General features: G+C 61.4%; 23 protein-coding genes and 1 other RNA gene. 14 read left to right on the top strand and 10 right to left on the bottom strand.

Annotation, left to right across the window (positions count from 1 at the left end; genetic code table 11):
• Positions 1 to 2: 2 nt before the first annotated feature.
• The 8 genes from AACG97_RS24295 (at position 3) to AACG97_RS24260 (ending at position 9,229) form a co-directional block, all read left to right on the top strand.
• Entirely contained in the window at positions 3 to 401 is a 399-nt protein-coding gene (locus AACG97_RS24295; RefSeq protein ID WP_070086310.1) for a DUF6950 family protein, read from the top strand.
• Entirely contained in the window at positions 401 to 7,279 is a 6,879-nt protein-coding gene (locus tag AACG97_RS24290) for a phage tail protein (protein WP_338464154.1), read from the top strand. The genes AACG97_RS24295 and AACG97_RS24290 overlap by 1 nt, the downstream gene beginning before the upstream one ends.
• Entirely contained in the window at positions 7,276 to 7,656 is a 381-nt protein-coding gene (locus tag AACG97_RS24285; RefSeq protein ID WP_009681809.1) for a hypothetical protein, read from the top strand. Before AACG97_RS24290 ends, AACG97_RS24285 begins: the two co-directional genes overlap by 4 nt.
• The gene (locus AACG97_RS24280) at positions 7,640 to 7,810 is read left to right on the top strand and encodes a hypothetical protein (protein ID WP_009681808.1); all 171 of its coding nucleotides are present in this window, start codon (positions 7,640 to 7,642) and stop codon (positions 7,808 to 7,810) included. The genes AACG97_RS24285 and AACG97_RS24280 overlap by 17 nt, the downstream gene beginning before the upstream one ends.
• 61 nt (positions 7,811 to 7,871) lie before the next feature.
• Positions 7,872 to 8,096, top strand: a complete 225-nt coding sequence (locus AACG97_RS24275) for a hypothetical protein (protein WP_161893267.1) — start codon at positions 7,872 to 7,874, stop codon at positions 8,094 to 8,096.
• A 61-nt stretch (positions 8,097 to 8,157) separates the two neighbouring features.
• Positions 8,158 to 8,589 carry a lysozyme gene (locus tag AACG97_RS24270; protein ID WP_197886501.1) on the top strand — a complete coding sequence of 144 codons (432 nt, stop codon included), beginning with the start codon at positions 8,158 to 8,160 and terminating at the stop codon, positions 8,587 to 8,589.
• An 11-nt stretch (positions 8,590 to 8,600) separates the two neighbouring features.
• Positions 8,601 to 8,948: a hypothetical protein gene (locus tag AACG97_RS24265; protein ID WP_232109557.1), complete on the top strand. Its 348-nt coding sequence runs from the start codon at positions 8,601 to 8,603 to the stop codon at positions 8,946 to 8,948.
• Positions 8,945 to 9,229 carry a hypothetical protein gene (locus tag AACG97_RS24260; protein ID WP_197886499.1) on the top strand — a complete coding sequence of 95 codons (285 nt, stop codon included), beginning with the start codon at positions 8,945 to 8,947 and terminating at the stop codon, positions 9,227 to 9,229. The genes AACG97_RS24265 and AACG97_RS24260 overlap by 4 nt, the downstream gene beginning before the upstream one ends.
• Before the next feature lie 17 nt (positions 9,230 to 9,246).
• On the opposite strand, the gene AACG97_RS24255 is transcribed toward AACG97_RS24260, so the two are convergent.
• From AACG97_RS24255 to AACG97_RS24225, 7 genes are all read right to left on the bottom strand, one after another.
• Complete coding sequence (locus tag AACG97_RS24255; RefSeq protein ID WP_029887485.1) at positions 9,247 to 9,612, bottom strand: hypothetical protein; 366 nt, start codon at positions 9,610 to 9,612, stop codon at positions 9,247 to 9,249.
• A complete protein-coding gene (locus AACG97_RS24250; protein WP_029887486.1) occupies positions 9,609 to 9,941 on the bottom strand; it encodes a toxin-antitoxin system TumE family protein in 333 nt (110 codons plus the stop codon). The genes AACG97_RS24255 and AACG97_RS24250 overlap by 4 nt, the downstream gene beginning before the upstream one ends.
• A gap of 158 nt (positions 9,942 to 10,099) precedes the next feature.
• Positions 10,100 to 10,498: a transfer-messenger RNA gene (gene ssrA, locus AACG97_RS24245) on the bottom strand.
• Between the two features lie 99 nt (positions 10,499 to 10,597).
• Positions 10,598 to 10,888 (bottom strand): hypothetical protein, encoded by a 291-nt coding sequence (locus AACG97_RS24240; RefSeq protein WP_009685320.1) that lies wholly within the window; start codon positions 10,886 to 10,888, stop codon positions 10,598 to 10,600.
• Between the two features lie 275 nt (positions 10,889 to 11,163).
• On the bottom strand, positions 11,164 to 13,974 hold the full coding sequence (locus AACG97_RS24235; RefSeq protein WP_225785915.1) for an FAD-binding and (Fe-S)-binding domain-containing protein: 2,811 nt from the start codon (positions 13,972 to 13,974) through the stop codon (positions 11,164 to 11,166).
• 75 nt (positions 13,975 to 14,049) lie between these two features.
• The gene (lldD, locus tag AACG97_RS24230; protein WP_232555194.1) at positions 14,050 to 15,195 is read right to left on the bottom strand and encodes an FMN-dependent L-lactate dehydrogenase LldD; all 1,146 of its coding nucleotides are present in this window, start codon (positions 15,193 to 15,195) and stop codon (positions 14,050 to 14,052) included.
• Between the two features lie 63 nt (positions 15,196 to 15,258).
• The gene (locus tag AACG97_RS24225) at positions 15,259 to 16,929 is read right to left on the bottom strand and encodes a lactate permease LctP family transporter (RefSeq protein ID WP_197886496.1); all 1,671 of its coding nucleotides are present in this window, start codon (positions 16,927 to 16,929) and stop codon (positions 15,259 to 15,261) included.
• Positions 16,930 to 17,185: 256 nt separating this feature from the next.
• On the opposite strand from AACG97_RS24225, the gene AACG97_RS24220 reads away from it, so the two are divergent.
• Entirely contained in the window at positions 17,186 to 17,953 is a 768-nt protein-coding gene (locus tag AACG97_RS24220) for a GntR family transcriptional regulator (RefSeq protein WP_054881451.1), read from the top strand.
• A gap of 169 nt (positions 17,954 to 18,122) precedes the next feature.
• Here the strand turns inward: AACG97_RS24220 and smpB are convergent, their stop codons facing one another.
• Positions 18,123 to 18,605 carry an SsrA-binding protein SmpB gene (gene smpB, locus AACG97_RS24215; RefSeq protein WP_029887491.1) on the bottom strand — a complete coding sequence of 161 codons (483 nt, stop codon included), beginning with the start codon at positions 18,603 to 18,605 and terminating at the stop codon, positions 18,123 to 18,125.
• Between the two features lie 163 nt (positions 18,606 to 18,768).
• Here smpB and AACG97_RS24210 point away from each other — a divergent pair, with 163 nt between their 5' ends.
• Positions 18,769 to 19,203, top strand: a complete 435-nt coding sequence (locus AACG97_RS24210; RefSeq protein WP_173891115.1) for a type II toxin-antitoxin system RatA family toxin — start codon at positions 18,769 to 18,771, stop codon at positions 19,201 to 19,203.
• Positions 19,204 to 19,311: 108 nt separating this feature from the next.
• Positions 19,312 to 20,531, top strand: a protein-coding gene (locus AACG97_RS24205; RefSeq protein WP_125855774.1) for an IS3 family transposase whose coding sequence is annotated in 2 segments (ribosomal slippage) — positions 19,312 to 19,660 and positions 19,660 to 20,531 — 1,221 coding nt in all. Because the reading frame shifts where the segments join, the coding sequence is not laid out codon by codon here.
• Between the two features lie 55 nt (positions 20,532 to 20,586).
• Here AACG97_RS24205 and AACG97_RS24200 read toward each other — a convergent pair.
• Positions 20,587 to 21,123 carry an outer membrane protein assembly factor BamE gene (locus AACG97_RS24200; protein ID WP_197885921.1) on the bottom strand — a complete coding sequence of 179 codons (537 nt, stop codon included), beginning with the start codon at positions 21,121 to 21,123 and terminating at the stop codon, positions 20,587 to 20,589.
• 97 nt (positions 21,124 to 21,220) lie between these two features.
• Here AACG97_RS24200 and fur point away from each other — a divergent pair, with 97 nt between their 5' ends.
• Positions 21,221 to 21,625, top strand: a complete 405-nt coding sequence (fur, locus tag AACG97_RS24195; RefSeq protein ID WP_009685331.1) for a ferric iron uptake transcriptional regulator — start codon at positions 21,221 to 21,223, stop codon at positions 21,623 to 21,625.
• A gap of 158 nt (positions 21,626 to 21,783) precedes the next feature.
• Here the strand turns inward: fur and recN are convergent, their stop codons facing one another.
• Positions 21,784 to 23,457 (bottom strand): DNA repair protein RecN, encoded by a 1,674-nt coding sequence (gene recN, locus AACG97_RS24190; RefSeq protein WP_054912826.1) that lies wholly within the window; start codon positions 23,455 to 23,457, stop codon positions 21,784 to 21,786.
• 193 nt (positions 23,458 to 23,650) lie between these two features.
• On the opposite strand from recN, the gene grpE reads away from it, so the two are divergent.
• Both grpE and dnaK read left to right on the top strand, forming a co-directional pair.
• A complete protein-coding gene (gene grpE / locus AACG97_RS24185) occupies positions 23,651 to 24,208 on the top strand; it encodes a nucleotide exchange factor GrpE (protein ID WP_009685333.1) in 558 nt (185 codons plus the stop codon).
• 101 nt (positions 24,209 to 24,309) lie between these two features.
• Positions 24,310 to 26,235, top strand: a complete 1,926-nt coding sequence (dnaK, locus tag AACG97_RS24180; RefSeq protein ID WP_009685334.1) for a molecular chaperone DnaK — start codon at positions 24,310 to 24,312, stop codon at positions 26,233 to 26,235.
• Positions 26,236 to 26,285 lie beyond the last annotated feature (50 nt).

Raw genomic sequence — 26,285 nt, 5'->3', positions numbered from 1 at the left:
TCATGCGCTATCGAGAATGGCCCGCGAGGCTACACGAAACCATTCAGGCCGCTTCCGAGCGGCCTTTTTTATGGGGCGAATTTGACTGCTGCCTGTTCGTGTCGGACTGCTCAATGGCTATTTGCGGCGTTGATCCGGCGAAGGAGTACCGCGGGCGATACAAGACGGAGATCGGCGCCAAGCGCGTCATTGCAGCGCGTCATGGCTCGCTTGAGGCCGTACTGGATGCTCACTTCATGCGGGTGCCCGTTGAGTTCGTGCAGCGCGGCGACATCGTCGCTTTTGAGAACGAGCAGGGCAAATGCGTGGCGGTGTATTGGTCAGATCGCTATTGGGCGGCAACCGACATAGGCGCGGCCAGCGTGGACTGCAACCCACTGGCGGCATGGAGAGTTGAATAGTGAGCAAATCTATCAAGTCGGTTGCCAAGCTGGTAACGGCTCCAATCAAAGCGTTGTACGATCCCGTTGGCGCGATCAAGGACGTGTTCGGCGGCGTACAGGGCATCTTCGCCGGCCTCACTGGCGCAGCCAAGGTATCAGGCGCCAATAGCTCCGAGCCAAGCTCACAGACCGTTCGATCGTCCAAGGCTCCGGTGCGCTTCATTCTCGGCCGTGTCAGCACTGGGGGTGTGCTCGCCTGGGTTCAGGAACAGCCTGGTGATCAGACCAGTGGTGAGTGGCTGCATATTGTCTACGTACTGTCCGAAGGCGCCATTGCGGGTGTCGATGAGATCTACGTGGATGAGCGACCCCTGTCTGAGTTGGGGGAGAATGCCACTTCTGAGGTGATCATCGACCCGGCCCAGGCAAACGCGTTCCTCCTGGCCAACTGCCCAGACTGGCGCCAAGAGCAGATCGGCCGCGGCCTATCGTTTGTTCGCCTGTCGTTCAAGTATGACGCAGAGAAATTTCCATCCGGCATTCCTGATGTGCGCTTCGTGGTCCGCGGGCGCAGTGATGTGTATGACCCGCGCAACGGCGCCTTGGGATACTCGGCCAACACAGCGCTGCTGATTCTCTGGTACCTGCGCAACCGCTGCGCGATTCCTGATGACGAGATCATCTTTGAATCTTTTGCCAGTGCGGCAAACGTATGCGATGAAACTGTTATCGGGCCAGATAACACGGGCACCCGCAGGTATTTCGCCGGCGCGGTCATTGGTGCCGATGAAAAGCGAAATACCGTTCTGGATAACCTTTTGTCGGCCTGCGCCGGGACACTGATCCGCGTTGGCGGCCGTTGGTCGCTTCAGGTGGGCGCCTACTATGGCCCGGCTGACTTCACCATCAACGAAGACATGGTCATCGGCACCGTTGAGGGCACGACCGAGGTCAGCAACAGCGACGCCATCAACACCATGCGTGGGACGTTTGTTGATCCCGCGCAGGCCTGGGCAGAGACCGACTATCCAGAGGTCGCAATTCAGGACTGGATCGCTAGCGATGGTGGCGAGCTCGCTGAGTCGCAGTCGTTTGCCTACGTGACGGACGCCTACCTGGCTCAGCGGCTCGCTAACATCAGCCTTCGGCGGCGGCGCTCGGGTGGCTCTTTGGCCGTGCCGCTGAACTTCAATGGTTACAATTGCCGCCCGGGGCGTGCAGTTAAAGTCGATCTGCCGTCGCTGAATATCCTGGGCGAGTTCATAGTCACCGATTGGACCATGGGCGCCGCCGATGCCTGCAAAGTCACCCTCAAGCCCTATGAGCCAGCGATTTTTGATGATGCTGTGGGCCAACCCTATGACCCTTTAGGGTTCATCAGCCTGCCGGTTGGCGGCCTGGCTGCAGTCACTGGCTTGGCGTGGACCCCCAGCGGTGTGGCCGAGGTAGTCCAAGGCGTGCTGAGCTGGACGCCACCGATACAGACCGTGCTCAGCTACACCGTGACGATTCGTAAGGGCACCGAGGTTGTACAGTCCCTCAAGATTGGCGGTGAAGCCTCGGGTTGCAACATCAATGGCCTCACCTCTGGCGTTTACGCCATGAGTGTTGTTGCCTTTGGCCCTGGCACCCGATCTGGCGAGGCAAGCATCAGCGTTAACGTGGGTGGCCCTCCCGTTCCGGAGAGCTGTGCTGTGTTTGCGTCGGTCGATACCATCACGCTGGTACCGGCCAATCTGCAAAACAGCCTTAATGGCGGCACCTATGAGTACTTCTATGCCACCAACCCTTCGGCGCCTATTGCGGACGCTGTGTACTTGGGACAGGGCCTGACCTTTACCCACACTGGGCTGGCATTCGCCCGGGAGTACTTCTACTACGTGCGGGCCGCGAACGCGTATGGAAAAAGTGATTTCCTGTTCGTGCCTGCTGCGACATCCAGCGATCCAACCCAGATGCTGGACGTCATTGCAGGCCAGATCACCGAAAGCGAACTGGGTAAACAGCTCACCAGTCGCATCGACCTGATAGACATGAACGGCCCTGGGTCGGTGAACGATCGGATAGGGACGGCCAAGACCGAACTGGCCCAGCAGATCAGCGAGGTGAACAACGCCCTCAACACCACCAAAGGCAACTTGCAGCAGCAGATCACTGCTGTGAGCGGTGATGTGTCGGCTGCCAAGGCCGACCTGCAGCAGCAGATCGCCAACGTCTCGGCCTTGGCCGGCTCGTTGCCGTACCGGAAAGACAAGGCCTACAGCGTCGGGCAAAGCGCCCTGGGCAGTGATGGCAAGTTGTACCAGGCCCTTAAAGCGGTACCGCTGAACACGCCACCGCCGAACGCCACCTACTGGACCGATGTTGGCCAGGCGGTGGTGACTGCCAACGGCATGGCCGCGCGCGTCCAGACCATGGAAACCAAAGTCGAAACCCTGGAGGGCGCCACCTCAGCCCAGGCCCAGCAGATCTCGGGCCTGCAGTCGAGCCTTACCACCACCAACGGCAACGTGTCGGCTGCCCAGCAGGCTGCGCAGGATGCGGCCACGCTGGCGGGCGGGAAGGGCAAGGTCATTGTTCAGTCGGCTGCGCCTGCCGTCGCCGACCGTCTGGCTCAGAACCTTTGGATCGACACCACCAGCAATGCCAACACGCCGAAGAGGTGGAGTGGCACCGCCTGGGTCGCTGTTACTGACAAGGTTGCAACCGATGCTGCCGCAGCTGCCGCCGGCGCATTGGCCTTGGCCCAGACTAAGGCCGACGCCACGGTAGTCAGCAGCCTGACCACCCGGGTCAGCGATGCCGAGGGCAAGCTCACGTCGCAAGCCACCCGCATGGACGGCATGCAGACCAGCATCGACGGCAAGGCCAGCTCGCAGGCGCTGCAGCAGGTCACCACCCGGGTGGCGGCTACCGAAGACAAGGACAAAGCGCAGGATCAACAGCTTTCGTCGCAGAGTCAGGCCCTGACTTCGCTGACCGATAGTGTGAGCAAGAAGGCTGACGCCTCGGCTGTGCAGTCGATTGGTAACCGGGTGGACAGTGCCGAAGGCGTTCTAACCAGCCAGAGCAGTGATATCACCCAGCTCAAGAACAGCGTGGGGGCGACCCAACCATTCGTGGCGGGCAGGTCATGGGAATTCACCGGCTCTACCCGTGGATGGGTGGCTACAGCTTCCGGCTCTACGTTCATCGCCGGCCCGCTGTTCGCCACCATGGCCAAGTCTCAAAGCCTGCAGTGCAGCTTCACACCTGTGCTACCAGGTGCGGAGAACCCCTACCTGCGCATCCGCCTGCGTCGTCGCAACACCACGCGTACTGCGGCACGGCTGTACTGGGCCAACGAAGACGGCGGCTTGGCGGAGGCTCGCCGCCTGGATTGGACGATCAGCGTTATCACCACTGACTGGCAAGACATTGAGTTGGACCTGTCCGGCCAGGCCGGATGGGCCGGCAAGAGCATGTATGCCATCCGCTTGGACATGATGAACGCTGCGGATACGAGTGGTGAGATTGATGTTGCTTACATCGCTGTGGGCAGACGTTCTGCGTCCGCGTCGGCGGAGGCTGTATCCAGCCTGAGTAACGCAGTGACTGAGGCCGAAGGTAAGCTGGCCACCCAAGGTCAGTCGATCATAAGCCTGCAGGGGGGGCTTACGGCCACCAACACCAATGTCACTGCTGCCCAACAGGCCGCCCAGGCGGCTGCTACAGCGGCGGGCGCTAAAGGGGAGGTTATTTACGGGTCTGCCGCACCTGCTGCTGACAAGCGCCTAGCTCAGAACCTTTGGATCGACACCACTGGGAACGCCAACACGCCGAAGCGCTGGTCAGGCACCGCATGGGTGGCCGTCACTGACAAGGTGGCCAGCGATGCGGCGGCGGCGGCTGCCAGTGCTCTGAGCAAGGTGGAAACCAAGGCCGATGCCTCGACAGTTCAGACATTAGGCAACAAGGTGGAGCAGCAAGGGGCGGCGATCACTGCCGCCGGCGAGGCCATCACAGGCATCAATACGTCGCTGGCTCAGGCAGGCGGAGAGAATCTGCTGTACAACCCGTCGCTGGACGTAGTCAGTCCGACCACGGCTTGGTTGCCCGATGGATGGACGCTGGGCAATTCCGGCTCGACGCTCACGTCGAACTTTGTGCCGTCCACGCTTGATCCGTCAGGAAAGGCGCTGCGTCTTGGCCTGACCATCCCGAACGCTGGGAGCTATGTCGACCTGGTGCAGGACACACCCAAGTGGCCAGGTGTCTCAGAGGGCCAGGTTCTGACGCTATCCGGACATTTCCGGGCAACCAGTGGGCTGATCGCGCAGCTGTTCTTCCAGTGGCGTGATGCCAGTGGAGCAAACATCAGCACGGATGGGGCTAGCTCGCAGAACGCTTCCATTGCGCCCGAGGCTTGGCAGAGATTCAGCCGTACCTCGGCACCTGCGCCTGCGGGTGCCGCGTCGGTACGAATCATCTATCGCATTCGGGGGCCGTTAAACGGAGCCAGCACAACGGGGTGGTGTGAATGGGATCGACTGCAGCTCGAACTTGGAAACGCGATGACTGGCTGGCGGGACAATGGCCGGCTCAACGCGGCTGATATCACCGCCAATGCCGCTGCCACGTCTGCCCTTGCTGGGCGGGTAGGCCTAACAGAATCAGGCCTGAGCAGCGCCTCTAACCAGCTAACTCAGTTGGATAACAGCATTGGCGATATCGGCGGCGAGAACCTGCTCTACAACCCGGCTTTCACCAAGGCCGGGGGTTCCGCTGGGGGCGTCGATGGCTGGGAAACCGAAGGCCCGGTGTCAACAACGGATACCTTGGTAACCTCTTGGATAAACTCCGGTGAGAAAGCCTTGCGCATGGTTGCCACTGGAGGGTTCACCACCTCGTCGGGTTACCGATCGCTGCGCCCGAACGTGACAGGTACCCCCCGCAGGCCCAATGTAGGTCCGAGCCAAACGCTGACCACGTCTATTTTCGTCAGAGGCACCAGTGGTCTGTCGCTCAGGATCTTTATGCAGTGGGTGGATGCGGCAGGGTTGGTCATCAGTGCACCTGCTTCGCCGCTTGTGCAGATCAGCCCGAGCGCACAGCGCGTGCAGTACACCGCTGTATCTCCGTCCAATGCGGCAGGGTGCATCTTGTATTACCGCATCTACAGCGCCACAGGGGCTGTGACAGCAGGCTATGTAGAATTTGCCAGGCCGCAGCTTGAGGTCGGGGCAAGGGCTAGCGGATGGCGGGACAGTGGGCAGGTAGACAGCAATGCCATCGGCGCCGTATCTACGGCCGTCGACGGCCTGACTTCAAGCGTGAGCCAGCAGGGTAAAGACATCAACTCTGTGTCCGCCAGAACGACCAGTCTGGAGAACAGCGTTGACAACGGTTCCACTGGCCTGGCCAGCAAGGCGTCGACCGCAGCGCTGAACAGCGTGGCTGGCCGCGTCGCTGCTACTGAAAGCGGACTGACTGCGCAATCCACGAGCATCACCAACCTGGAAGCGAAGATAGGCACCGCTCTGCCATTCGTGGCTGGTCAGACCTGGGAGTTTACAAACTCATTAGAGGGCTGGAAGGCCAATACACCCGGCGCAACACTCACTGCTGGCCCTCAGTACGCGACTGTCGCCAAGTACACGACCATTCAGGTAACCAGCACATTCCCGGTCATAGATGGCGCCGAGAACCCGCTGATCCGCATAAGGCTGCGCCGGCGCAACACCGGCCGGACCAGTGCGGCTATGTACTGGGCCAATGAGGATGGAGGCCTTGCCGAGGCCCGGCGGTTCAACTGGCCTATCAGCACCTCTAACGGGGACTGGCAGGACATTGAGTTCGACCTTTCCGGCCACGCAGGCTGGAACGGGAAGAAGATCTGGGCCATCCGCCTGGACATGTACAACTCAGGTGATGCCAATGGCGAGGTGGACATTGCCTACATCGCAGCCGGTCGGCGGTCGGTGGCTGCTTCGGGTAGGGCGTTTGATTCGCTCAGTGTCAACGTATCCCAGCAGGGCGACAAGCTGGCGGCTGAAACACAGAGGATAAATGGGCTGCTGTCCTCTGTCGGAGATGCCAACGCCGCGATTCAGAACGAAGCCAAGGCCCGAAGCGATGCTGATGGAGCACTCAGTCAGCAAATTCAGAGCACCCAATCGTCTTTGGGGGCCACCAATGCTTCGGTACAGCAGATCAGTACCGCGCAGACCGGATTGAATAATCGGGTCAACGCTCAGTTCTCGATCAAGGTTGCAGTTACGCAAAGCGGAGTTTATGCGCTCGGTGGGATTGGAGTAGGCATTCAGAACCAGAATGGTGTTCTGCAGTCGGTCGTGGCCGTCTTGGCGGACCAGTTCGCGGTAATCAACGCCGCCGGCAATGGTTACGTCAGCCCGTTTGCGATTCAAGGCGGCCAGGTGTTCATGAATGATGCCTTCATTCGTGATGGCAGCATCATCAACGCCAAGATCGCCAATGGTGCAATTACGTCCGCGAAGATCGGTGTGGCGGAAATCGACACGCTGCGTATTCGTGGGAACGCCGTCACCGTGCCGGTATCGGCAAGCAGCCCCGGGAATGTGCTGGGTGCGGGGGTAGGCCAATGGCAAAACCTAGTCGCTGTCGGCGTTCAGATGGACGAGGGCGGTTTCATCACGGCCCAGTACAGCTGCTACCAAGGGTTTGGCAGTGGTATCCGTAAGTACCAATTCCAGATGGATATCAACGGCTTGGTGATCGCGGAAGGTGGCGGCGACTGGGCGGATGGTTTCCCTAACCTGATGGGATCAATCGGCGTTGGCCCGGGTTTTTTCGTCGTCACTGTGAAGTGGTGGGGGGAGAACACGGGGGTCGGCGTGAAAAATCATAACCTCTTTGCGATGGGAACCAAACGATGAGCAACACTGGACACTTCGCAGCCTATGAGCCTGACGGCCGGATCGTATTTGCCGTCAGCTGCCCGCCCGAGTACGGGAAGCAGATCATCAGACTCAACACCGACCGGCCTTTCATCCAGGTGGCCACACCGGCAAGGCCGGCCGATCACTTCGTGATGGGGCAAATGCTCAAGGAGCGTCCCCAGATGGGGGCGGTTCTCCAAGGGCTCTGGTTGAAGGGGGTGCACGAAGGTGCCGCCGTCAACATCGAGAGCGAAACCTACACCGCTGACGGCAGTGACATCGAGCTGGGATTTTCGGCGCCGGGTATCTACACCGTCACGGTCACCCTTTGGCCATACCGCGATCAGGAGTTCACCGTTGAAAATTCAGCATAAGAGCGACCACACCAAGCGCCGTGCGGCCGAGTACCCGCCGGTGGAGGAGCAACTGGACATGCTGTGGCACGCGATGAATCAAGGGCATATGCCCAAGGCTGAGCCGTTCTTCTCGACCCTGCAGCAGATCAAGCAGCAACACCCCAAGGCTTGAATCCAAGCCAACTACCCAATGCCCGCCATCGAGCGGGCTTCTTTTGCCTGGAGATTTACCCATGCCATTTGTCGCCATCAACCTGAGCAATGACTACGAAGTTGCCAACAAAACTCGCTACGCCACCCAGGAGGAGGCCGACGCCCGAGCCCGCGAGATTTTGAGCCAGTTCCCGGCCGCCCAGGTCTGTGTCGCCCAGGTGCTGAAGGACTACACCGCCAAAGTCTCCATCAGCGCAAAAGATCCGGCAGAGCCAGCACCAGAGCCTGAGGCGTCTGCTGCCTGACGGCGTTCGCAACCACCCAATGCCCGCCCAGCGCGGGCTTTTTTTCGCCTGGAGAAAACCCATGCGCACATCGCAACGTGGCTTGAGCCTCATCAAGTCATTCGAGGGCCTGCGCCTGCAGGCCTATCAGGATTCTGTCGGCGTCTGGACCATCGGCTATGGCACCACCCGTGGCGTGAAACCGGGGATGACGATCACCAAGGAACAGGCCGAACGCATGCTGCTGAACGACGTGCAGCGTTTCGAGCCGGAAGTGCAGCGCCTGGTCACGGCGCCGCTGAACCAAAACCAGTGGGACGCACTGATGAGCTTCACCTACAACCTGGGCGCTGCCAATCTTGAATCGTCCACGCTCCGCCGGCTGCTGAATGCGGGCAACTACGCAGCTGCTGCCGATCAGTTTCCGCGCTGGAACAAGGCAGGCGGGCAGGTGCTGGACGGTCTGGTCCGCCGGCGGGCTGCTGAGCGGGATCTGTTCCTGGAGGCAATGTGAACGACTGGGTGATGCGGCTTGCCGGCGCCGGCCTGATGATCCTGCTCGGCGTGGCAGTGGGCGTCTGGCTAGCCACTAGCCATTTCCGGCCGGCTCTCGACGAGGAGCAGGACCGGGTCGCAGCGTGCACAGCGGCGCGCGACAACCTGGAAGGCCTGGCGCAAGAGCAGGGCAGGGCCCTGGGCGAGCTGACCTTGGCGGCGAATGAGCGCCATTCCAGGGCAGAGCAGGCGGTGAGTAAGGCGAAAACCAGCGCAGGCATCGACTACGCCGCGGCGAACCGCCTGCAGCAGGAGCGCACCGGGGGCGACCAATGTGCGGCTGCCGCCTCGATCATCGACAAGGAGCTTGGCCTATGAACTTCGCTGACCAATTCCTGCGAGGGGTGGGGTTGCTCGCAGGCATAGCTCTGCTCGCCGCTTGCGCAGGTAAGGTAGCGCCAGAGGCCCATTACGTTCGCGTTGAGGTGCCAGTGCAGGTGCCGTGCCGGGCACCGGAGGTGCCAGTGCCGCCATGGGCAGCTTCCAGCCTGCGAAAGACCGACAGCCTGGAGCTGAAAGTTCGGGCGTTGCTGGCTGAAAGGAGGCAGCATATCGGCTATGAGCGCGAGCTGGTCGCAGCAATCGCCGCCTGCAGGTGAACTGATCGAGTGGAGGTTTACTTCGAATGTCTTTTGATGACGATTTTGCTGGAGTGGCCTTTTTTTGAGGTTACGACGTAAACAGATCCGTCATCTGCCCCGGTCGCTACAGCCTGAGTCGTCAGAGCTCCACCAAATCGACGTACTAACCTACCTGTCATGACTCTCAGGCCGGAGCTACCCAGCTTTTTGGTGACCTTGGCCTCAGCGGTAGGTATAGCTTCCGCACAGGCCTTGGCCACTGCGTGACTCATCTCATCCCGGTCTTCGAAGCTTGAATTCTCGTATTCACCAAAAAACTCTTGCCTATCAACTTTTTTGGCCAGGGAACGCATACGATCGAAGAAATCATCCTCGGTCTCGACCTGAAAAGTCTTGGTCATTTGGATTTCCTCTCTTCAAGATACTGCTGCCAGTCTGCCTGAAATTTGGCCAAGGTGTCTTCGATTGAGACAAACGTGACCGGCTCAACCTCCCCCATGTAGTGACGGTGGTCGTAGCCATGAGCGTTGTCGTATCCCACGACTCTGCCGTTGTCTCCAGAATAAACCCTGGGATTGATGTATGCCATGCTGTACGTCAGCACCTTCCCGCACTCTTCAATGACATATTCAATTCTGATCTGACCGTTCCCACGCTTTGTGGAAATCGAGAAGCGTTCGGAGATCTTTTTCGTGGCGTTCTTGCCGGCCTTGCCTTTCGATTTCCCCATTTTCGATCCGTTCGAATTCTGTCCCAGGCGTCCATCGGACGAGTCTCATCGCATCCCCAGGCTGTCATTAAGCTGGCATTCCTGAGCCAAAACAGCCCATTTGGGCACAAAAAAGGCACTTGCGAGATTCGCCAAGTGCCTGATTTGTAAGGATTATTTGGTGGAGCCGGGGGGATTTGAACCCCCGTCCGCCAGTACTCCGCTGTCGGTACTACATGCTTAGCCGTGTCTACTGATTTAATCCGCAGCCGCCCGACGGGCAGGGTGCTTTGGATGAGTTGTGTAAGTTTTAGTCGCTTCGCCCACAACGTGCTACGCGACGATCCTGTTCTATATGACAATCAGTTCGGGTTTACAGGCATCCCCTAGTGATTGCTGGAGCCGAAGCTACCAGAAGCAACGGGTCAAGAGGACTGCTTACGCAGCCAGCTTGTACTCCGCGCCGAAGGTTTCGTCATTGGCAACTATAGAAGTTGCAACAGTGGATTTACGAGTTCTGTTACCAACTCGGCATGCACCTAGAGTTTCGCTACCGGCGTCGAATCCTAATCGGCCCCTACACTAGCTCTTGGCTAACGCACCTTACGGCACGTGAGCCGGAGTATACGCCATTGTGCGGGCGACGTCGACAGCTGGTCCTGTCGCCCGCCCAGGGCTTAGGCGCCGCCGCTGCCCGAACCGCTGCCTTTCTCGGTTTTTTCCAGGCGCTCCAGCACTTTGCTGGTGATGGCGATGCATTCCTTGGTGTCGCCCGAGGCCTGGGCAGCCTTGGCTTTGTCGACGTGCTCGGTCACGGCTTTGTCCAGGCCCTCGGAGGTGGCGCCGGCGGTGGCCATGCTGTCGTCGATTTTTTGCAGGTTGATGGCGCACAGGTCGTCAGCAGCGAACACCGGCGAAGCCAGCAGGGTAGCGGCCGCGAACAGGGCCGAAAGCGCGGTACCTTTCATGGGAGTCTCCTCTGGGGCCTCGGGAAGGTGGGCCTAAAGGATGGACCTTGGTAGTTTTGCAAGGGTTCAATCTTGTTCGTGCCGCGGGGGTGGGGTTGTTTGCGAGAGGGGGGCTTGCCCGCGAACACCGGCGTAGCCGGTGCCAGGCACCGCGCTGGATTCTTCGCGGGCACGCCCGCTCCCACACAGGGCGCGTCGCGCTTACGGATTGAGTTCTCTTCGCGACAGCGCAGCCCGTTGGGCTGCGTTATCTCCCACAATGGATCGCGCAGGCTTCAGAGGCTGCGGGGGCGGGTGACGCGGTCCACCAGGTAGACCAGGCCGTGGTAGTCGATGCCGCTGTGGCTGCTCAAGCCGATCTCGCAGGTGCGGCTGGTGGAAATGCCTTCGCTGCAGTACTGCACGGCATCCTTCAGGCTGCGCAGCGAGTGGGCGTTGAGCTCGGGGGTGGTGAAGCCCTTGTCGCCTGCGAACCCGCAACAATGAATGCCTTCCGGGATGACTACCTGCTTGCTGCAGCGCCGGGCCAGGTCGATCAGGGCCTGGCTTTCGCCCAGGTGCTGGGTGCTGCAGGTCACGTGCACGGCCACTGGCTCATCCTGGGGGGTGAACTCCAGGCGGTCGAGCAGGTGCGTGCGAATGAAGCGCACGGGGTCGTACAGGTCCAGCCGGGTGTCGCCCAGGTCTTGTACCAGGCGCAGGGTGCAGGGGCTGGTGTCGCAGTAGATCGGGTCAAGGCCGCCGCGGCTGGCGTGCAGCAGGGCGTTGATCAGCTCCTGGCGCTTGTGTTCGGCCTGCTCGGGGTAACCCTTGGACGCGAACGGCTGGCCGCAGCACAGGCTGTCGGCGTTGTCGGGGAACACGACCTGGTAGCCGGCCTTTTCCAGCAGCGCGCGGGTCTTGTCCAGCAGCGGGCTTTGCTCGCGGTCGGCATAGGCCGGGCCCATTACCCTGGACACGCAAGCCGCCAGGTACACCACCCGTGGGCGGGCGTCGTTGCTGGTGTGGCCGAAGGCGACCGGGCGCAGCGGTTGGGGCATGGCGGGCGTCCACTGCGGCAGGCGGCCGTTGCTGGCTTTGCGCAGGGTGGCGCTCAGGCGGCCCAGGCGTGGGGCGCCGAGCAGCTTGCGCGCGCTGTTGGCTGCGGTCAGGGTCAGGCGGGCGCCGCCCAGTGCGGTGGGGAAGTGCTCGGCCAGCCAGTTGGCGGTGTTGCCGTGGTCGGCAGCCTGGCTGCGCAGTTTTTTCACCAGCTCGCCGGTATTGATGCCCACCGGGCAGCGCTGGGCGCACAGGCCGGTGGCAGCGCAGGTGTCGATGCCTTGGTACTGGTAGGTGCGCCTCAGCTCGCGGGTGTCGATGCCGGCGCGCTGCTTGGCCTGGATGTCCCGCCACATCACGATACGCTGGCGGGGGCTGAGGGTCAGTCCCTTGGACGGGCACACGGGTTCGCAGAAGCCGCACTCGATGCACTTGTCGACGATTTCGTCGGCGGCGGGCAGTGGCTTGAGGTTCTTCAGGTGGATGGCCGGGTCGTCACTCAGTACCACATCGGGGTTGAGGATGCCGTTGGGGTCGAGCAGGCGCTTGAGCTGCCACATCAGTTGGTAGGCGTCGTGGCCCCACTCCAGCGCCACGAACGGTGCCATGTTGCGCCCGGTGCCGTGCTCGGCCTTCAGCGAACCGCCAAACTCCACGGCCACCAGCTGCGCCACGTCGTCCATGAATGCCTGGTATCGGGCAACCTCTTCGGCGCTGTTGAACCCTTGGGTGAACACGAAGTGCAGGTTGCCTTCCAGGGCGTGGCCGAAAATGATCGCTTCGTCATAACGGTGCTTGTCGAACAGCTGGATCAGGCGGTTCACGCCCTCGGCCAGTTGCTCGACCGGGAAGGTCACGTCTTCGATGATGACGGTGGTGCCGGTCTGGCGCACGGCGCCGACGGCGGGGAAGGTGTCTTTGCGGATTTTCCACAGCTGGTTGTACACCGCCGGGTCTTCGCTGAAGTCCACGCGCTGCTCCATCGGGAAGTCGGCGATCGAGGCCATTACCTGCTGCAATTGCTCGTGCAGCAGGCTCTGGCTGGCCGCGCGTGACTCGATCAGCAGGGCGCAGGCGTTGGCCGACAGGCCTTTTACCCACAGCGGCATGCCGGCCATGTCCTGCACCGAGCGCAGGCTGCGGCGGTCGAGCAGTTCCACGGCCGACACCGGCTGGCGCTTGAGTACCGGCACCGCGCGGCAGCAGCTTTCCACGCTGGGGAACACCAGCAGGGCGCTGGCCTTGTGCGGGTGGTCGGGCACGGTGTTGTAGGTAACAGCGCTGATAAAGCCCAGGGTGCCTTCGGAGCCGACCAGCAAGTGCTGCAGAATATCCAGCGGCTGGTCGTAGTCCACCAGCGCGTTCAGCGACAGGCCGGTGGTGTTCTTCAGCCGGTACTTGTGCCGGATGCGCTCGGCCAATGCCGTGTTGGCGCGGGTTTCGCGGCCCAGGCGGGCCAGCGCTTGCAGCAGCTCGGCATGGCTGGCTTCAAAGGCCGCCACGCTGGCCGGGTCTTCGCTGTCCAGGCGGGTGCCGTCTGCCAGCACCAGGCGCAGGCCGGCCAGGGTGTGGTAGGTGTTCTGGGCGGTGCCGCAGCACATGCCGCTGGCGTTGTTGGCGACGATACCGCCGATCTTGCAGGCGTTGATCGAGGCCGGGTCGGGGCCGATCTTGCGCCCGAACGGGGCCAGCCAGGCGTTGGCCTGGGCGCCGATCACCCCGGGCTGCAGGCGGATCTGTTCGCCTTGGCCACGGATCTCGCGGCCGTTCCAGTTATCGCCCAGCACGATCAGCACCGAGTCGCTGATGGCCTGGCCAGACAGGCTGGTGCCGGCGGCGCGGAAGGTGACCGGCACCCGGTCGCGTTGGGCCAGCTTGATCAGGCCGACCACTTCGTCTTCGGACTCGACGCGCACCACCAGCTTGGGGATCAGCCGGTAGAAGCTGGCGTCGGTGCCGAAGGCCAGGGTCGAGGTGGGGTCGTCGAAGCGGCGTGCGGCGGGGATCAGGCGCTCGGCATCACGCAGAAACGCGGCGGGCAAGCTCATGCAGTCTCCTCGCGGGGCTGTGGCCTCTGCGTGCCACATGCCCCGGGTCTATCAGGCGGTCATTGGTGCAGGCGCTCAGGCGCCCAGTTCGCGTACCAGCGAGTCGCGGGTGATTTCGCTGATGGTCTTGGCGCCGGTCAGCACCATGGCTACGCGCATTTCCTTCTCGAACAGCTCCAGCAGGTTTTTCACCCCGGCCTGGCCATGCACGGCCAGCGCATAGAGGAAGGCGCGGCCAATCAGCACGGTGTCGGCACCCAGGGCGATCATGCGTACCACATCCAGGCCGCTGCGAATGCCGGAGTCGGCGAGAATCTTCAAGTCACCTTTCACCGCATCGGCAATGGCCGGCAGGGCGCGGGCGCTGGACAGCACGCCGTCGAGCTGGCGGCCACCGTGGTTGGACACGACGATGCCGTCGGCACCGAACTTGACCGCGTCGCGGGCGTCATCGGCATCCAGGATGCCTTTGATGATCATCGGGCCATCCCAGAACTCGCGGATCCACTCCAGGTCCTTCCAGGAAATGGACGGGTCGAAGTTGTTGCCCAGCCAGCCGATGTAGTCGGCCAGGCCAGTGGGGTTGCCCCGGTACTTGGAGATGTTGCCCAAATCGTGCGGGCGGCCCATCACGCCCACGTCCCAGGCCCACTCGGGGTGGGTCATGGCTTGCACCACGCGGCGCAGCGGGCCGTGCTTGCCGCTCATGCCAGAGTGGGCGTCGCGGTAGCGGGCGCCGGGCACGGGCATGTCCACGGTGAACACCAGGGTCTTGACCCCGGCCGCCTTGGCCCGCTCCAGGGCATTGCGCATGAACCCGCGGTCCTTGAGCACGTACAGCTGGAACCACATGGGGCGGTCGATGGCTGGCGCCACTTCTTCGATCGGGCACACCGACACCGTAGACATGGTGAACGGAATGCCATGGGCCGCCGCCGCCCGCGCCGCCTGCACTTCGCCCCGGCGGGCGTACATGCCGGTGAGGCCGACCGGGGCCAGGGCCACGGGCATGCTCAGGGTTTCGCCGAACAGCGTGGTCTGCAGGCTGAGCTCGGACATGTTCTTCAGCACGCGCTGGCGCAAGGCAATGCTTGCCAGGTCGGCGACGTTGTGGCGCAGCGTGTGCTCGGCGTAGGCACCGCCGTCGGCATAGTGGAACAGGAAAGGAGGCAGCTTGCGTTGGGCCGCGGCGCGATAGTCGGTAGAGGCAGAAATGATCATGGATTCTCGCAGCGTTGCTTGGGGGGTATGCCAGGCGCCCGATGGCGCCCGGCCCCTTTCACTTTAGTGATGAACCAGCATGCCGGTCAGCCAGTAAGCCTGGATCAGGGTGATCAGGCCGACGATGGTGGCAAAGAACAGGCTGTGCTTGACGGTGAAGCGGAACAGGTCGGATTCCTTGCCGACCAGGCCGGTGGCGGCGCAGGCCACGGCGATCGATTGCGGCGAGATCATCTTGCCGGTCACGCCGCCGCTGGTGTTGGCCGCTACCAGCAGGGTGTCGTTGACCCCGATCTGGTGGGCGGTGGTGGCCTGCAGCGAGCTGAACAGGGCGTTGGACGAGGTGTCCGACCCGGTCAGGAACACACCCAGCCAGCCAAGGAACGGCGAGAAGAACGGGAACGCCGCGCCAGTGCCGGCCAGCACCAGGGCCATGGTCGACGACATGCCCGAGTAGTTGGTGACGAAGGCGAAGGCCAGCACCATGCCAATCGACAGGATGGGCCAGCGCAGCTCCCAGAAGGTCTCTTTGAAAGTGGTAAGACCAGTTTTGAAATTGATTTTCAGCACCGCCATGGAGATCAGTGCCGAGAGGAAGATCGCGGTGCCGGTGGCGGAGATCGGGTCCAGCTTGAACACTGCGGGCATGGCGGTTGGCGCGGCCACGATCGGTGCGGTCTTGATCACCAGTTGGTCAAGGTGCGGGATGGCGAAGTTGAACACGAAGTTGTACATCGCACCGCCCGGGGCGAAGGCGGCCTTGAACGGTTTCAGGGTCCAGATGGTGACCAGCACGGTCAGGATCAGGAACGGCGACCAGGCCTTGAAAATCTCGGCAAAGCTGTAAGGGCTTGGCTGGCTGCCGCTTGGCTGCACCACGGCAGCACCCACGCTGGCCTTGGCTTCGCCGAACGCGCGCTTGGGTTGCCACACTTTCAGGAACAGGGTGAGGCAGATCAGGCTGGCCAGGGCCGAGGTGATGTCTGGCAGCTCGGGGCCGATGAAGTTCGAGGTGAAGTACTGGGTCACGGCAAAGCTCAGGCCGGCGACCAGGGCGGCAGGCCAGGTTTCTTTCACGCCGCGCAGGCCGTCCATCATGAACACCAGCCAGAACGGCACGAACAGCGACAGCAGCGGCAGCTGGCGGCCGGTCATGGCGCCGATGTGGAAGGCGTCGATACCGGTCACCTGGCCGGCCACGATGATCGGGATGCCCAGGGCGCCGAAGGCGACCGGTGCGGTGTTGGCGATCAGGCACAGGCCGGCGGCGTACAGTGGGTTGAAGCCCAGGCCGACCAGCAGTGCGGCGGTGATGGCCACCGGCGCGCCGAAGCCTGCTGCACCTTCCAGAAACGCGCCGAAGCAGAAGCCGATCAGCAGTACCTGCAGGCGCTGGTCGTCGGTGATGGACAGCACCGAGCTGCGGATCACTTCGAACTGGCCGCTCTTGACCGTGAGTTTGTACAGGAACACCGCGGCAACGATGATCCAGGCAATTGGCCAAAGGCCGTAAAGGAAGCCGTAACCTGCGGCAGCCAGCGCCATGTCGACCGGCATCTGGAAGGCGAATATGGCCACCAGTACCGACAAGGCCAGGGTAATGCTACCCGCCACGTGGCCCTTCAGGCGGAACACGGCGAGGGCAAGGAAGAAGAACACGATGGGAATGACCGCCGCCAGTGCGGACAGGCCAAGACTACCAAGCGGGCTATAGAGTTGTTGCCAGGTTTGCATATGGGGTGGCCCCTAATTGTTGTTGGTCAGGCGCTGGCATTGGATAATTGGTAAGACCAATTTACAATGGCTGGTCGCTAGGTTAAAAGCGCTGTCGTGGGTGTGTCAATTTGTCCCGTGCAAAACTTTGGTCGCGTGCCGATGAGCGGGCAGCTGATGTGCCGGGAAAATCGTGGCCTGGTGGGTGTTCGCGCGCTCTGGATCGGCGAGAATAGGCACCCCCCGGGTGTGTGCCGGGGTTTGTGGAGAGCATGTGATGGTTTTTGATCAGGTTCGCCAACGGCGCCTGTCCGACGACATCGTCGATCGGTTAGAAGCGATGATTCTGGAGGGCACCCTCACGTCGGGGCAGCGGCTGCCCGCCGAGCGTGCGCTTGCCGAACAGTTCGGCGTGTCGCGCCCGTCACTGCGTGAGGCGATCCAGAAACTGGTGGCCAAGGGCTTGTTGGTCAGCCGGCAGGGGGGCGGCAACTTTGTCGCCGAGTCGCTGGGGTCCACCTTCAGTGACCCGCTGTTGCAGCTGCTGGAACATAGCCCCGAGGCCCAGCGCGACCTGCTCGAGTTTCGCCATACGCTGGAGGCGTCCTGTGCGTATTACGCGGCGCAGCGCGCTACCGAGCCAGACCGGGCGCGGCTGAAGGCGGCGTTCGACACGCTGCAGGACTGCTACGCCAGGGTCGATGAAGTGACCCGGGCCGAGGAGGGCGCGGCCGATGCGCGCTTCCACCTGGCAATTGCCGAGGCCAGCCATAACGCGGTGCTGTTGCACACCATTCGTGGCCTGTTCGACCTGCTCAAGCGCAACGTGGTGACCAACATCGGCGGCATGTACCAGCAGCGGACCGAGACCCGCGACATGCTGATCAGCCAGCACCGCGAGCTGTACCTGGCGATTGTCGAAGGCAGGGCGGAGGAGGCGCGAGAGGTGTCCAGCCGGCACATTCTGTATGTGCAGGAAGTGCTGGAAGAGGCGCATGAGGAGGCGCAGCGGGTGGCGCGGGCGGAGCGGCGTAGCGGGCGTTGACTCGGTCTCTTCATGCATGTGCGGTTAATGTAGGAGCGGCCTTGTGTCGCGATGGGCTGCGAAGCGGCCCCTGGGCTTCGGCAATGAGCCGAGATTGCTGGGGCTGCTTCGCAGCCCATCGCGACACAAGGCCGCTCCTACACTGACCGCGCTGCTGACAAAGAAGGTTTTAGTCTTCCTTGCCCTTGTTGCGCACCGCCCGCTGCAGCTCGCGGTTGGAATCGCGTTCGCGCACGGTGTCGCGCTTGTCGAATTCCTTCTTGCCCTTGCCCAGTGCAATTTCGCACTTGATCAGGTGCTTGCTCCAGTACAGCGACAACGCCACGCAGGTGTAACCCTTTTGCGCCACCGCCGCTTCCAGGCGCTCGAGTTCGCGCTTGTTCAGCAGCAGCTTGCGCGTGCGCATCGGGTCGGCGATCACGTGGGTGCTGGCCGTGGTCAGCGGGGTGATGTGGCTGCCGAACAGCCAGGCCTCACCGTCCTTGAGCAGCACGTAGCTGTCCACGAGGTGCGCCTTGCCGGCTCGCAGGCTTTTTACTTCCCAACCGGACAGGACCAGCCCGGCCTCGAACTTGTGTTCGATGAAGTAATCGTGTCGCGCTTTTTTATTTTGCGCGATGGTCCCGGTCGGATGTTTCTTTTGTTTAGCCATAGGGCCGGCATTATAGGCAAGACCGTGCGTCGTTCGCTATGGGATTTCGGTGTGCTTGAGCCACCGCAATGAATACCGGACAATACAAGCCCTGTCCTGCAGACAGAATCTGTTTTTGGCACGCTGCGAAGCGCCGCCACCCAGCCTTGGAAGTGACGCCTGGATGACTACCCATATTCAACGCTCCGCCCTGCTGCCATACCCCGCCCAGGCGCTCTACGATCTGGTCAACGACGTGGCCAGCTACCCGCAGTTCCTGCCGTGGTGCTCGGCCGCGACGGTGATCGAAAGCAGCGAAACGCACATGCGTGCCAAGCTCGAAGTGGCCAAGGGCGGCATGAGCCAGCACTTTGTGACGCGCAACGTGCTGGTGCCCGGGCAGTCCATCGAAATGAACCTGGAGGAAGGCCCCTTTACCCAATTGCATGGGGTGTGGGTGTTCAAGCCTTTGGGCGAGAAGGCCTGCAAGATCAGCCTGGACCTGTCGTTCGACTATGCCGGGCCCATTGTACGTGCCACGTTGGGGCCGCTGTTCAACCAGGCGGCGAATACCCTGGTCGATGCGTTCTGCCAGCGTGCCAAGCAGTTGAACGGCTGATCAGGCAGGCAGCAACAAAAAGCCCGGAACAAGTCCGGGCTTTTTTGTTGCTTTTGTCCCGTCCTGAATAAGGTTTACACCTTCCATCCCGAATTTCCGGAGAGTCAGATGGAGCAAGGTGTAAAGCGCACACAGCGTGATTACTCACTGTCTTTTAAATTGGCGGTGGTTGATCAGATCGAAAAAGGCGAACTGACCTACAAACAGGCCCAGGTGCGGTATGGCATCCAGGGTCGGTCGACGGTTCTGGTATGGTTGCGTAAGCACGGTCGGCAGGATTGGAGCCAGGGGGCTTCGATCCGCGACGAGAGGAGCTGCGCGATGTCTGACCCCAAAACGCTGACTCCAGAGCAGCGGATCAAAGAGCTTGAGCAGCAGCTTGAGCTGATGAGCCAGAAGGCTCAGTTCTTTGAAACGGTCGTTGATGTTCTGAAAAATGACTATGGTGTCTCGGTCGTAAAAAAGCGATCCGGCAAGTCCTCTCGCAAGGTCAAGTCGCAGGACTGAGCATTGCCAGGGCTTGTCAGTTTCTAAGCATCAGTCGACAGGCTTACTACAAACGCAACCGAGCTGCTGATGGCAAAGAGCACCAGGCAGATCGGGTGGTTGAGTTTGTTCAGCAAGTCCGGATGCGCCAGCCTCGTCTGGGCACCCGCAAACTGCACTATCTGCTGCGTTGCCAACCTGACAAACGATTCCAAATCGGCCGAGACAGGCTGTTCCAGGTCTTGGGAGAGCGCCGTTTGCTAGTGCTGCCTAAGCGGGCCTATCACAAGACAACACAGAGCTTTCATCGCTTCTATCGCCACCCCAACTTACTCAAGCCCGGCCCAAGCCAAGTCGTTCCGATAAGACCGGAGCACGTCTGGGTTGCCGACATTACTTACCTGCCCGCACGCAACGGCCCGCTGTACCTGAGCCTGGTAACGGACGCGTACTCCAGGAAAATTGTTGGCCACCACGTCCATGAAAGCCTGCATGCCGAGTCAGTAGCGCAAGCCTTCAAGCAAGCACTACGAAAGCGACGTCGTCGCCAGCCATTAGTCCACCATTCGGATCGAGGCATCCAATATTGCTCGGAGCTATACCAGTCACTTCATCAGCGGCATGGGGTTCAGTGCTCGATGACAGATGGATATGACTGCTATCAGAACGCACTGGCCGAGCGAATCAACGGAATCCTCAAGACGGAGCTGCTGTTGAGCAGTCCTGAAGACCTGGAGCAAGCAAGGCAGATGGTCGATGAGGCGGTGCAGATCTACAACGCAGAGCGGCCTCATATGGCTCTGAAAAACAAAACGCCCGATGCGGTGCATCGGGCGTTTTGAGGCCTATCGGCCAACCTGAACAGGTGTAAACCTATTTCAGGACTAGACATTTCGATTACCGGGTTTCCAGCGGTGCTGGCGTAGGCACCGGGGTGGTCTCGATGGTATCGATTTCGCGCTGGATGGCTTCTTCGGTCGAACCAGGCTTGGCAGGTTGCTCCGCCGGTTGCGCGGCTGGCTGCTCGGTTTGGCCTGGCTCGGTGCCGGGGCTGACCGTGGTATCGCTGCTGCCACCCAGAATTTCCTGGTCGCGGCTAACGCCTGGCATAAAGTCGCCAGACAGGCTGACCAGTTGGTCGCTGTCGTTGAAGAAAATGCTCATGCGCTCCTGCTGGCGTTGGCCGCCACCAGGCTGCAGGCTGTACAGGTAATCCCAACGGTTGGTGTTGAAAGTGTCCTGAATCAGCGGGTTGCCCATGATAAACCGCACTTGCCGTCGGGTCATTCCCGGGCGCAATTGGTCTATCATGTCCTGCGTGACGACATTGCCCTGCTGGATGTCGATTTTGTAAACCCCGGGAAACGAGCAACCGGCGAGTGCGAGCAGTCCCGCGAGGGCGAGGCTGTTTAGCAAGAGCTTGGTGTTTTGCATCGGTGGGCGACTTCCACTATCTTGGCTGGACAACGTAAACCCCGATCATACCCGTATTAAGAGAAGCTGCGAAGCAGCATCGGCGAGAAAGCTGACCATGGTTGAAAATAGCGAATTACGCAAAGCCGGTCTCAAGGTAACCCTGCCTCGAGTCAAGATCCTTCAGATGCTCGACTCTGCCGAGCAGCGTCACATGAGCGCCGAGGATGTCTACAAGGCGCTGATGGAGGCTGGCGAGGACGTTGGCCTGGCTACCGTGTACCGCGTACTGACCCAGTTCGAAGCGGCGGGTCTGGTGGTTCGCCACAACTTCGACGGCGGTCATGCGGTATTCGAACTGGCCGATGGCGGTCACCACGACCATATGGTCGACGTGGATACCAGTGAAGTCATCGAGTTCATGGATGCCGCCATCGAGAAGCGTCAGCGTGAAATCGTGGAGGAACACGGTTTCGAGCTGGTGGACCACAATTTGGTCCTGTACGTGCGTAAGAAGAAGTAACGATTCAATCGTTATGGACAGCAAAGGCGACCTTCGGGTCGCCTTTGTGCTTTTTGGGGTTTTGAGGTTTTGAGGGCGACGCGGGCCCTTGTGGGAGCGGCCTTGTGTCGCGAAAGGGCCGCTCCTAACAAGGCGCGCGCCGGGCTTGTATGGCGGCATTAAGCCTTGCTGGTGACCACCATCTTGCGCGCATGCGCCAGGGATTCCTTGGTCAGGTCGATGCCGCCCAGCATGCGTGCGACTTCTTCCACGCGCTCGCGCTTGCCCAGGCTGGCCACGGCGGTGTGGGTGGTGTCGCTGTTGCGCACCTTGTGCACGAACAGGTGGTGGTGCCCCTGCGCTGCCACCTGCGGCAGGTGGGTCACGGTCAGCACCTGGCCGCGCTCACCCAGCCGTCGCAGCAACTGGCCGACGATTTCTGCGGTGGGCCCGCCGATACCCACATCCACTTCGTCGAATACCAGCGTGGGAATGCGCGAGGTCTGTGCCGTGATCACCTGGATCGCCAGGCTGATGCGCGACAGTTCGCCACCCGACGCAACCTTGGCCAGGCCCTTGAGGGGTTGCCCCGGGTTGGCGCTGACCAGGAGCTCGATCTGCTCCAGGCCATGCGGCGAGAGCTCCGTACCCTCATGCGGGGTCAGCTCGATACGGAAGCGCCCGCCAGGCATGCCCAGGCGCTGGATTTCCTGTTCCACCGCCACCGCCAACTGCTGGGCGGCCTGCCGGCGCAGGGCGCTGAGTTCGCTGGCCCGCTCTTTATAGTGCTGGGCGTACGCAGCCAGCTCTTCGCCCAGCTGTTCAATCGATTCATCGCTGGCGTTCAGGCCTTCCAGCTCTTCCATCAGTTGCTGCTGCAGGTGGGGCAGCTCGGTCGGGTGCACACGGTGTTTGCGCGCCAGGGTATAGATGGTGTCGAGGCGCTCCTCCAGTGCCTGCAGGCGCATCGGGTCGGCATCGAAGTTGTCCAGGAAGCGGTTGAGCTCACCCACCGCTTCTTCAACCTGGATCTGCGCGCTGGCGATCAGGTTGGCCGCCTCGGTCAGCGCCTTGGGCGACTGGGTGGCGGCGCCCAGGCGGTTGAGGCTGGCGGTGAGGGCGCTGAGTACGTTGCCCGAATCGCTTTCGCTGCACTGGTCGATGACCTGGCGGCAGATACCGAACAGGGCTTCGGCGCTGGTCAGGTTCTTGTGTTCCTGCTCCAGCTGTTCCAGCTCGTGCTCGCCGAGGGCAAGGTTGTCCAGCTCTTCCAGCTGGTAGCTGAGCAGTTGATGGCGGGCGCGCTGCTCGTCACCGGAGTTGGACAGGCGCTCCAGTTCCTGGCGGGTTTGCTGCCAGCGTTTGGCGGCCAGTTGCACCTGGCGGGCCAGGTCGACAGCGCCGGCGTACTCGTCTAGCAGGCGGCGGTGGGTGTCGGTTTTCAGTAGCGACTGGTGCTCATGCTGGCTGTGGATGTCGATCAGCAGTTCGCCCAGGGCCTTCAGGTCGCCGAGTGGGCACGGGGTGCCGTTGATGTAGCCCCGGCTGCGCCCTTCGGCGGTGATGACGCGGCGCAAAATGCACAGGCCGTCGCTGTCCATGTCGCGCTCGGCCAGCCAGGTGTGCGCCTCGGGAATGTCCACCAGGTCGAAGGTGGCCAGGATATCGGCCTTGTCGGTGCCAGGGCGCACCACGCCGCTGTCGGCCCGGTCGCCCAGGGCCAGGCCGAGGGCGTCGAGCATGATCGATTTGCCAGCGCCGGTCTCGCCCGTGATGACGGACATGCCGCGGGCAATTTCGAGGTCGAGGTGTTCGACGATGGCGTAGTTGTGAATGGACAGGTGCACCAGCATGGGGGGCGGCTCCCGAAAAGTCAGGTCTGGTTATTTATACAGTACTTTTTTCAGGCCTGCCAATGCCTCTTGGCGGATTCTGTTTGTGCCTGAAAACCCGCTTGCCCCTTGAAGCTGGTTTTTCCGGCCCCATATAGCCGACAACCAAGGCGAGCCTGGCTCGCAGTCCACAAAATTGCGCAGGAGAGACCCCATGGCTGACGAACAGCTGAACGAAAAAGACCTTAATGTTGAAGAAACCGGTGCCCAAGCCACTGCGGATGCCCGTGTTCTGGAACTCGAGGAACAGCTGGCCGCCGCCAAGGACCAATCGCTGCGCGCCGTGGCCGACTTGCAGAACGTGCGCCGCCGCGCTGAGCAGGATGTCGAGAAAGCCCACAAGTTCGCCCTGGAGAAGTTCTCCAGCGACCTGCTGCCGGTGATCGACAGCCTGGAACTGGCCCTGGCCCACTCCAGCGCCGAGGATGAAAACGTCAAGCAGATCCGCGAAGGCGTGGAGCTGACCCTGAAAATGTTCCAGGACACCCTCAAGCGCTACAACCTCGAAGCGGTCGACCCGCATGGCCAGCCGTTCAACCCTGAGCACCACCAGGCCATGGCCATGCAGGAAAGCGCTGACGTAGAGCCTAACAGCGTGTTGAACGTGTTCCAGAAGGGTTACCTGCTCAACGGCCGCCTGCTGCGCCCCGCCATGGTGGTGGTCAGCAAGGCGCCGAGCGCGGCGCAACCCTCGATCAATGAAAAGGCTTGAAATCCGTCGGGGCATCCCCATCTAGGTGTCAAGCCTTCAAGTATTACCGCAGTTGGCCAAATTAGTCGCTGCTACCAAATTCAAGTTTCGGGAGAGTTAACATGGGCAAGATCATCGGTATCGACCTGGGGACCACCAACTCGTGCGTCTCTATTCTGGAAAACGGTAACGTCAAAGTCATCGAAAACGCCGAGGGTGCGCGTACTACCCCTTCGATCGTGGCCTACGCCAACGATGGCGAAATCCTGGTTGGCCAGTCGGCCAAGCGCCAGGCCGTCACCAACCCGCACAACACCCTGTTCGCCGTGAAGCGCCTGATCGGCCGCCGCTTCGAAGAAGACGTCGTGCAGAAAGACATCAAGCTGGTGCCCTACAAAATCGTCAAGGCCAGCAATGGCGACGCTTGGGTACAAGCGGGCGGCAAAGACATGGCACCGCCGCAAATCAGCGCTGAAGTGCTGAAGAAAATGAAGAAAACCGCCGAAGACTACCTCGGCGAGGCCGTGACCGAAGCGGTAATCACCGTGCCGGCCTACTTCAACGACAGCCAGCGCCAGGCTACCAAAGACGCCGGCCGCATCGCGGGCCTGGACGTAAAACGTATCATCAACGAGCCGACTGCCGCTGCACTGGCCTACGGCATGGACAAGGCCAAGGGCGACCACACCGTCATCGTCTATGACCTGGGTGGTGGTACCTTCGACGTGTCGGTCATTGAAATTGCCGAAGTCGACGGCGAGCACCAGTTCGAAGTACTGGCTACCAACGGCGACACCTTCCTGGGTGGCGAAGACTTCGACATGCGCCTGATCGACTACCTCGTCGACGAGTTCAAGAAAGAGTCGGGCATGGACCTGAAGAACGATCCACTGGCCCTGCAGCGTCTGAAAGAAGCTGCTGAAAAAGCCAAGATCGAGCTGTCGTCCGCTCAGTCGACCGACGTCAACCTGCCGTACATCACTGCAGATGCCACCGGTCCGAAGCACCTGAACGTGAAAATCTCCCGCGCCAAGCTGGAGTCGCTGGTCGAAGACCTGGTTACCCGTACCATCGAGCCATGCCGCGTAGCGCTGAAAGACGCCGGCATCGACGCCAGCAAGATCGACGACGTGATCCTGGTCGGTGGCCAGACCCGTATGCCGCTGGTGCAGAAGGCCGTTGCTGACTTCTTCGGCAAAGAAGCCCGCAAGGACGTCAACCCGGACGAAGCCGTGGCCATGGGTGCTGCCATTCAGGGCGCGGTACTGGCAGGTGACGTGAAAGACGTGCTGCTGCTGGACGTCAGCCCGCTGACCCTGGGTATCGAAACCATGGGCGGCGTGATGACTTCGCTGATCGAGAAGAACACCACCATCCCGACCAAGAAGTCGCAGGTGTTCTCGACTGCCGACGACAACCAGGGCGCTGTGACCATTCACGTGCTGCAGGGTGAGCGTAAGCAGGCTGCGCAGAACAAGTCGCTGGGCAAGTTCGACCTGGCCGACATTCCGCCAGCGCCACGCGGTGTGCCGCAAATCGAAGTGACCTTCGACATCGACGCCAACGGCATCCTGCACGTCAGCGCCAAAGACAAGGCCACCGGCAAGTCGCAGTCGATCGTGATCAAGGCCAACTCCGGCCTGTCGGACGAAGAAATCGAGCGCATGGTGCGTGACGCCGAGGCCAACGCCGAGGAAGACCGCAAGTTCGAAGAGCTGGCTGCTGCCCGTAACCAGGGTGATGCGCTGGTTCACTCGACCCGCAAGATGGTTGCTGACGCCGGTGACAAGGTTACCGCTGAAGAGAAAACCGCCATCGAGGCTGCCGTGGTTGCCCTGGAAGCCGCTGTCAAAGGCGACGACAAGGCCGCTATCGACGCCAAGGTCGAAGAGCTGTCCAAGGTCTCTGCCCCGGTTGCCCAGAAGATGTACGCCGAGCAGTCGGCCGAACAGCCTCAGGGTGGCGCGCAGCAGGCCGAGCCGGAAGCCAAGCACGATGACGTGGTTGACGCCGAGTTCGAAGAAGTCAAAGGCGACGACAAGAAGTAATCGTTGCATGTTGTCGGCCAGTTCACCGTGGTTTGTCGGTGAACTGGTAG

This window comes from Pseudomonas sp. Nvir (assembly GCF_963778085.1).
Lineage (GTDB): Bacteria > Pseudomonadota > Gammaproteobacteria > Pseudomonadales > Pseudomonadaceae > Aquipseudomonas > Aquipseudomonas juntendi.
This window is presented reverse-complemented; position numbering and strand designations above follow the sequence as displayed.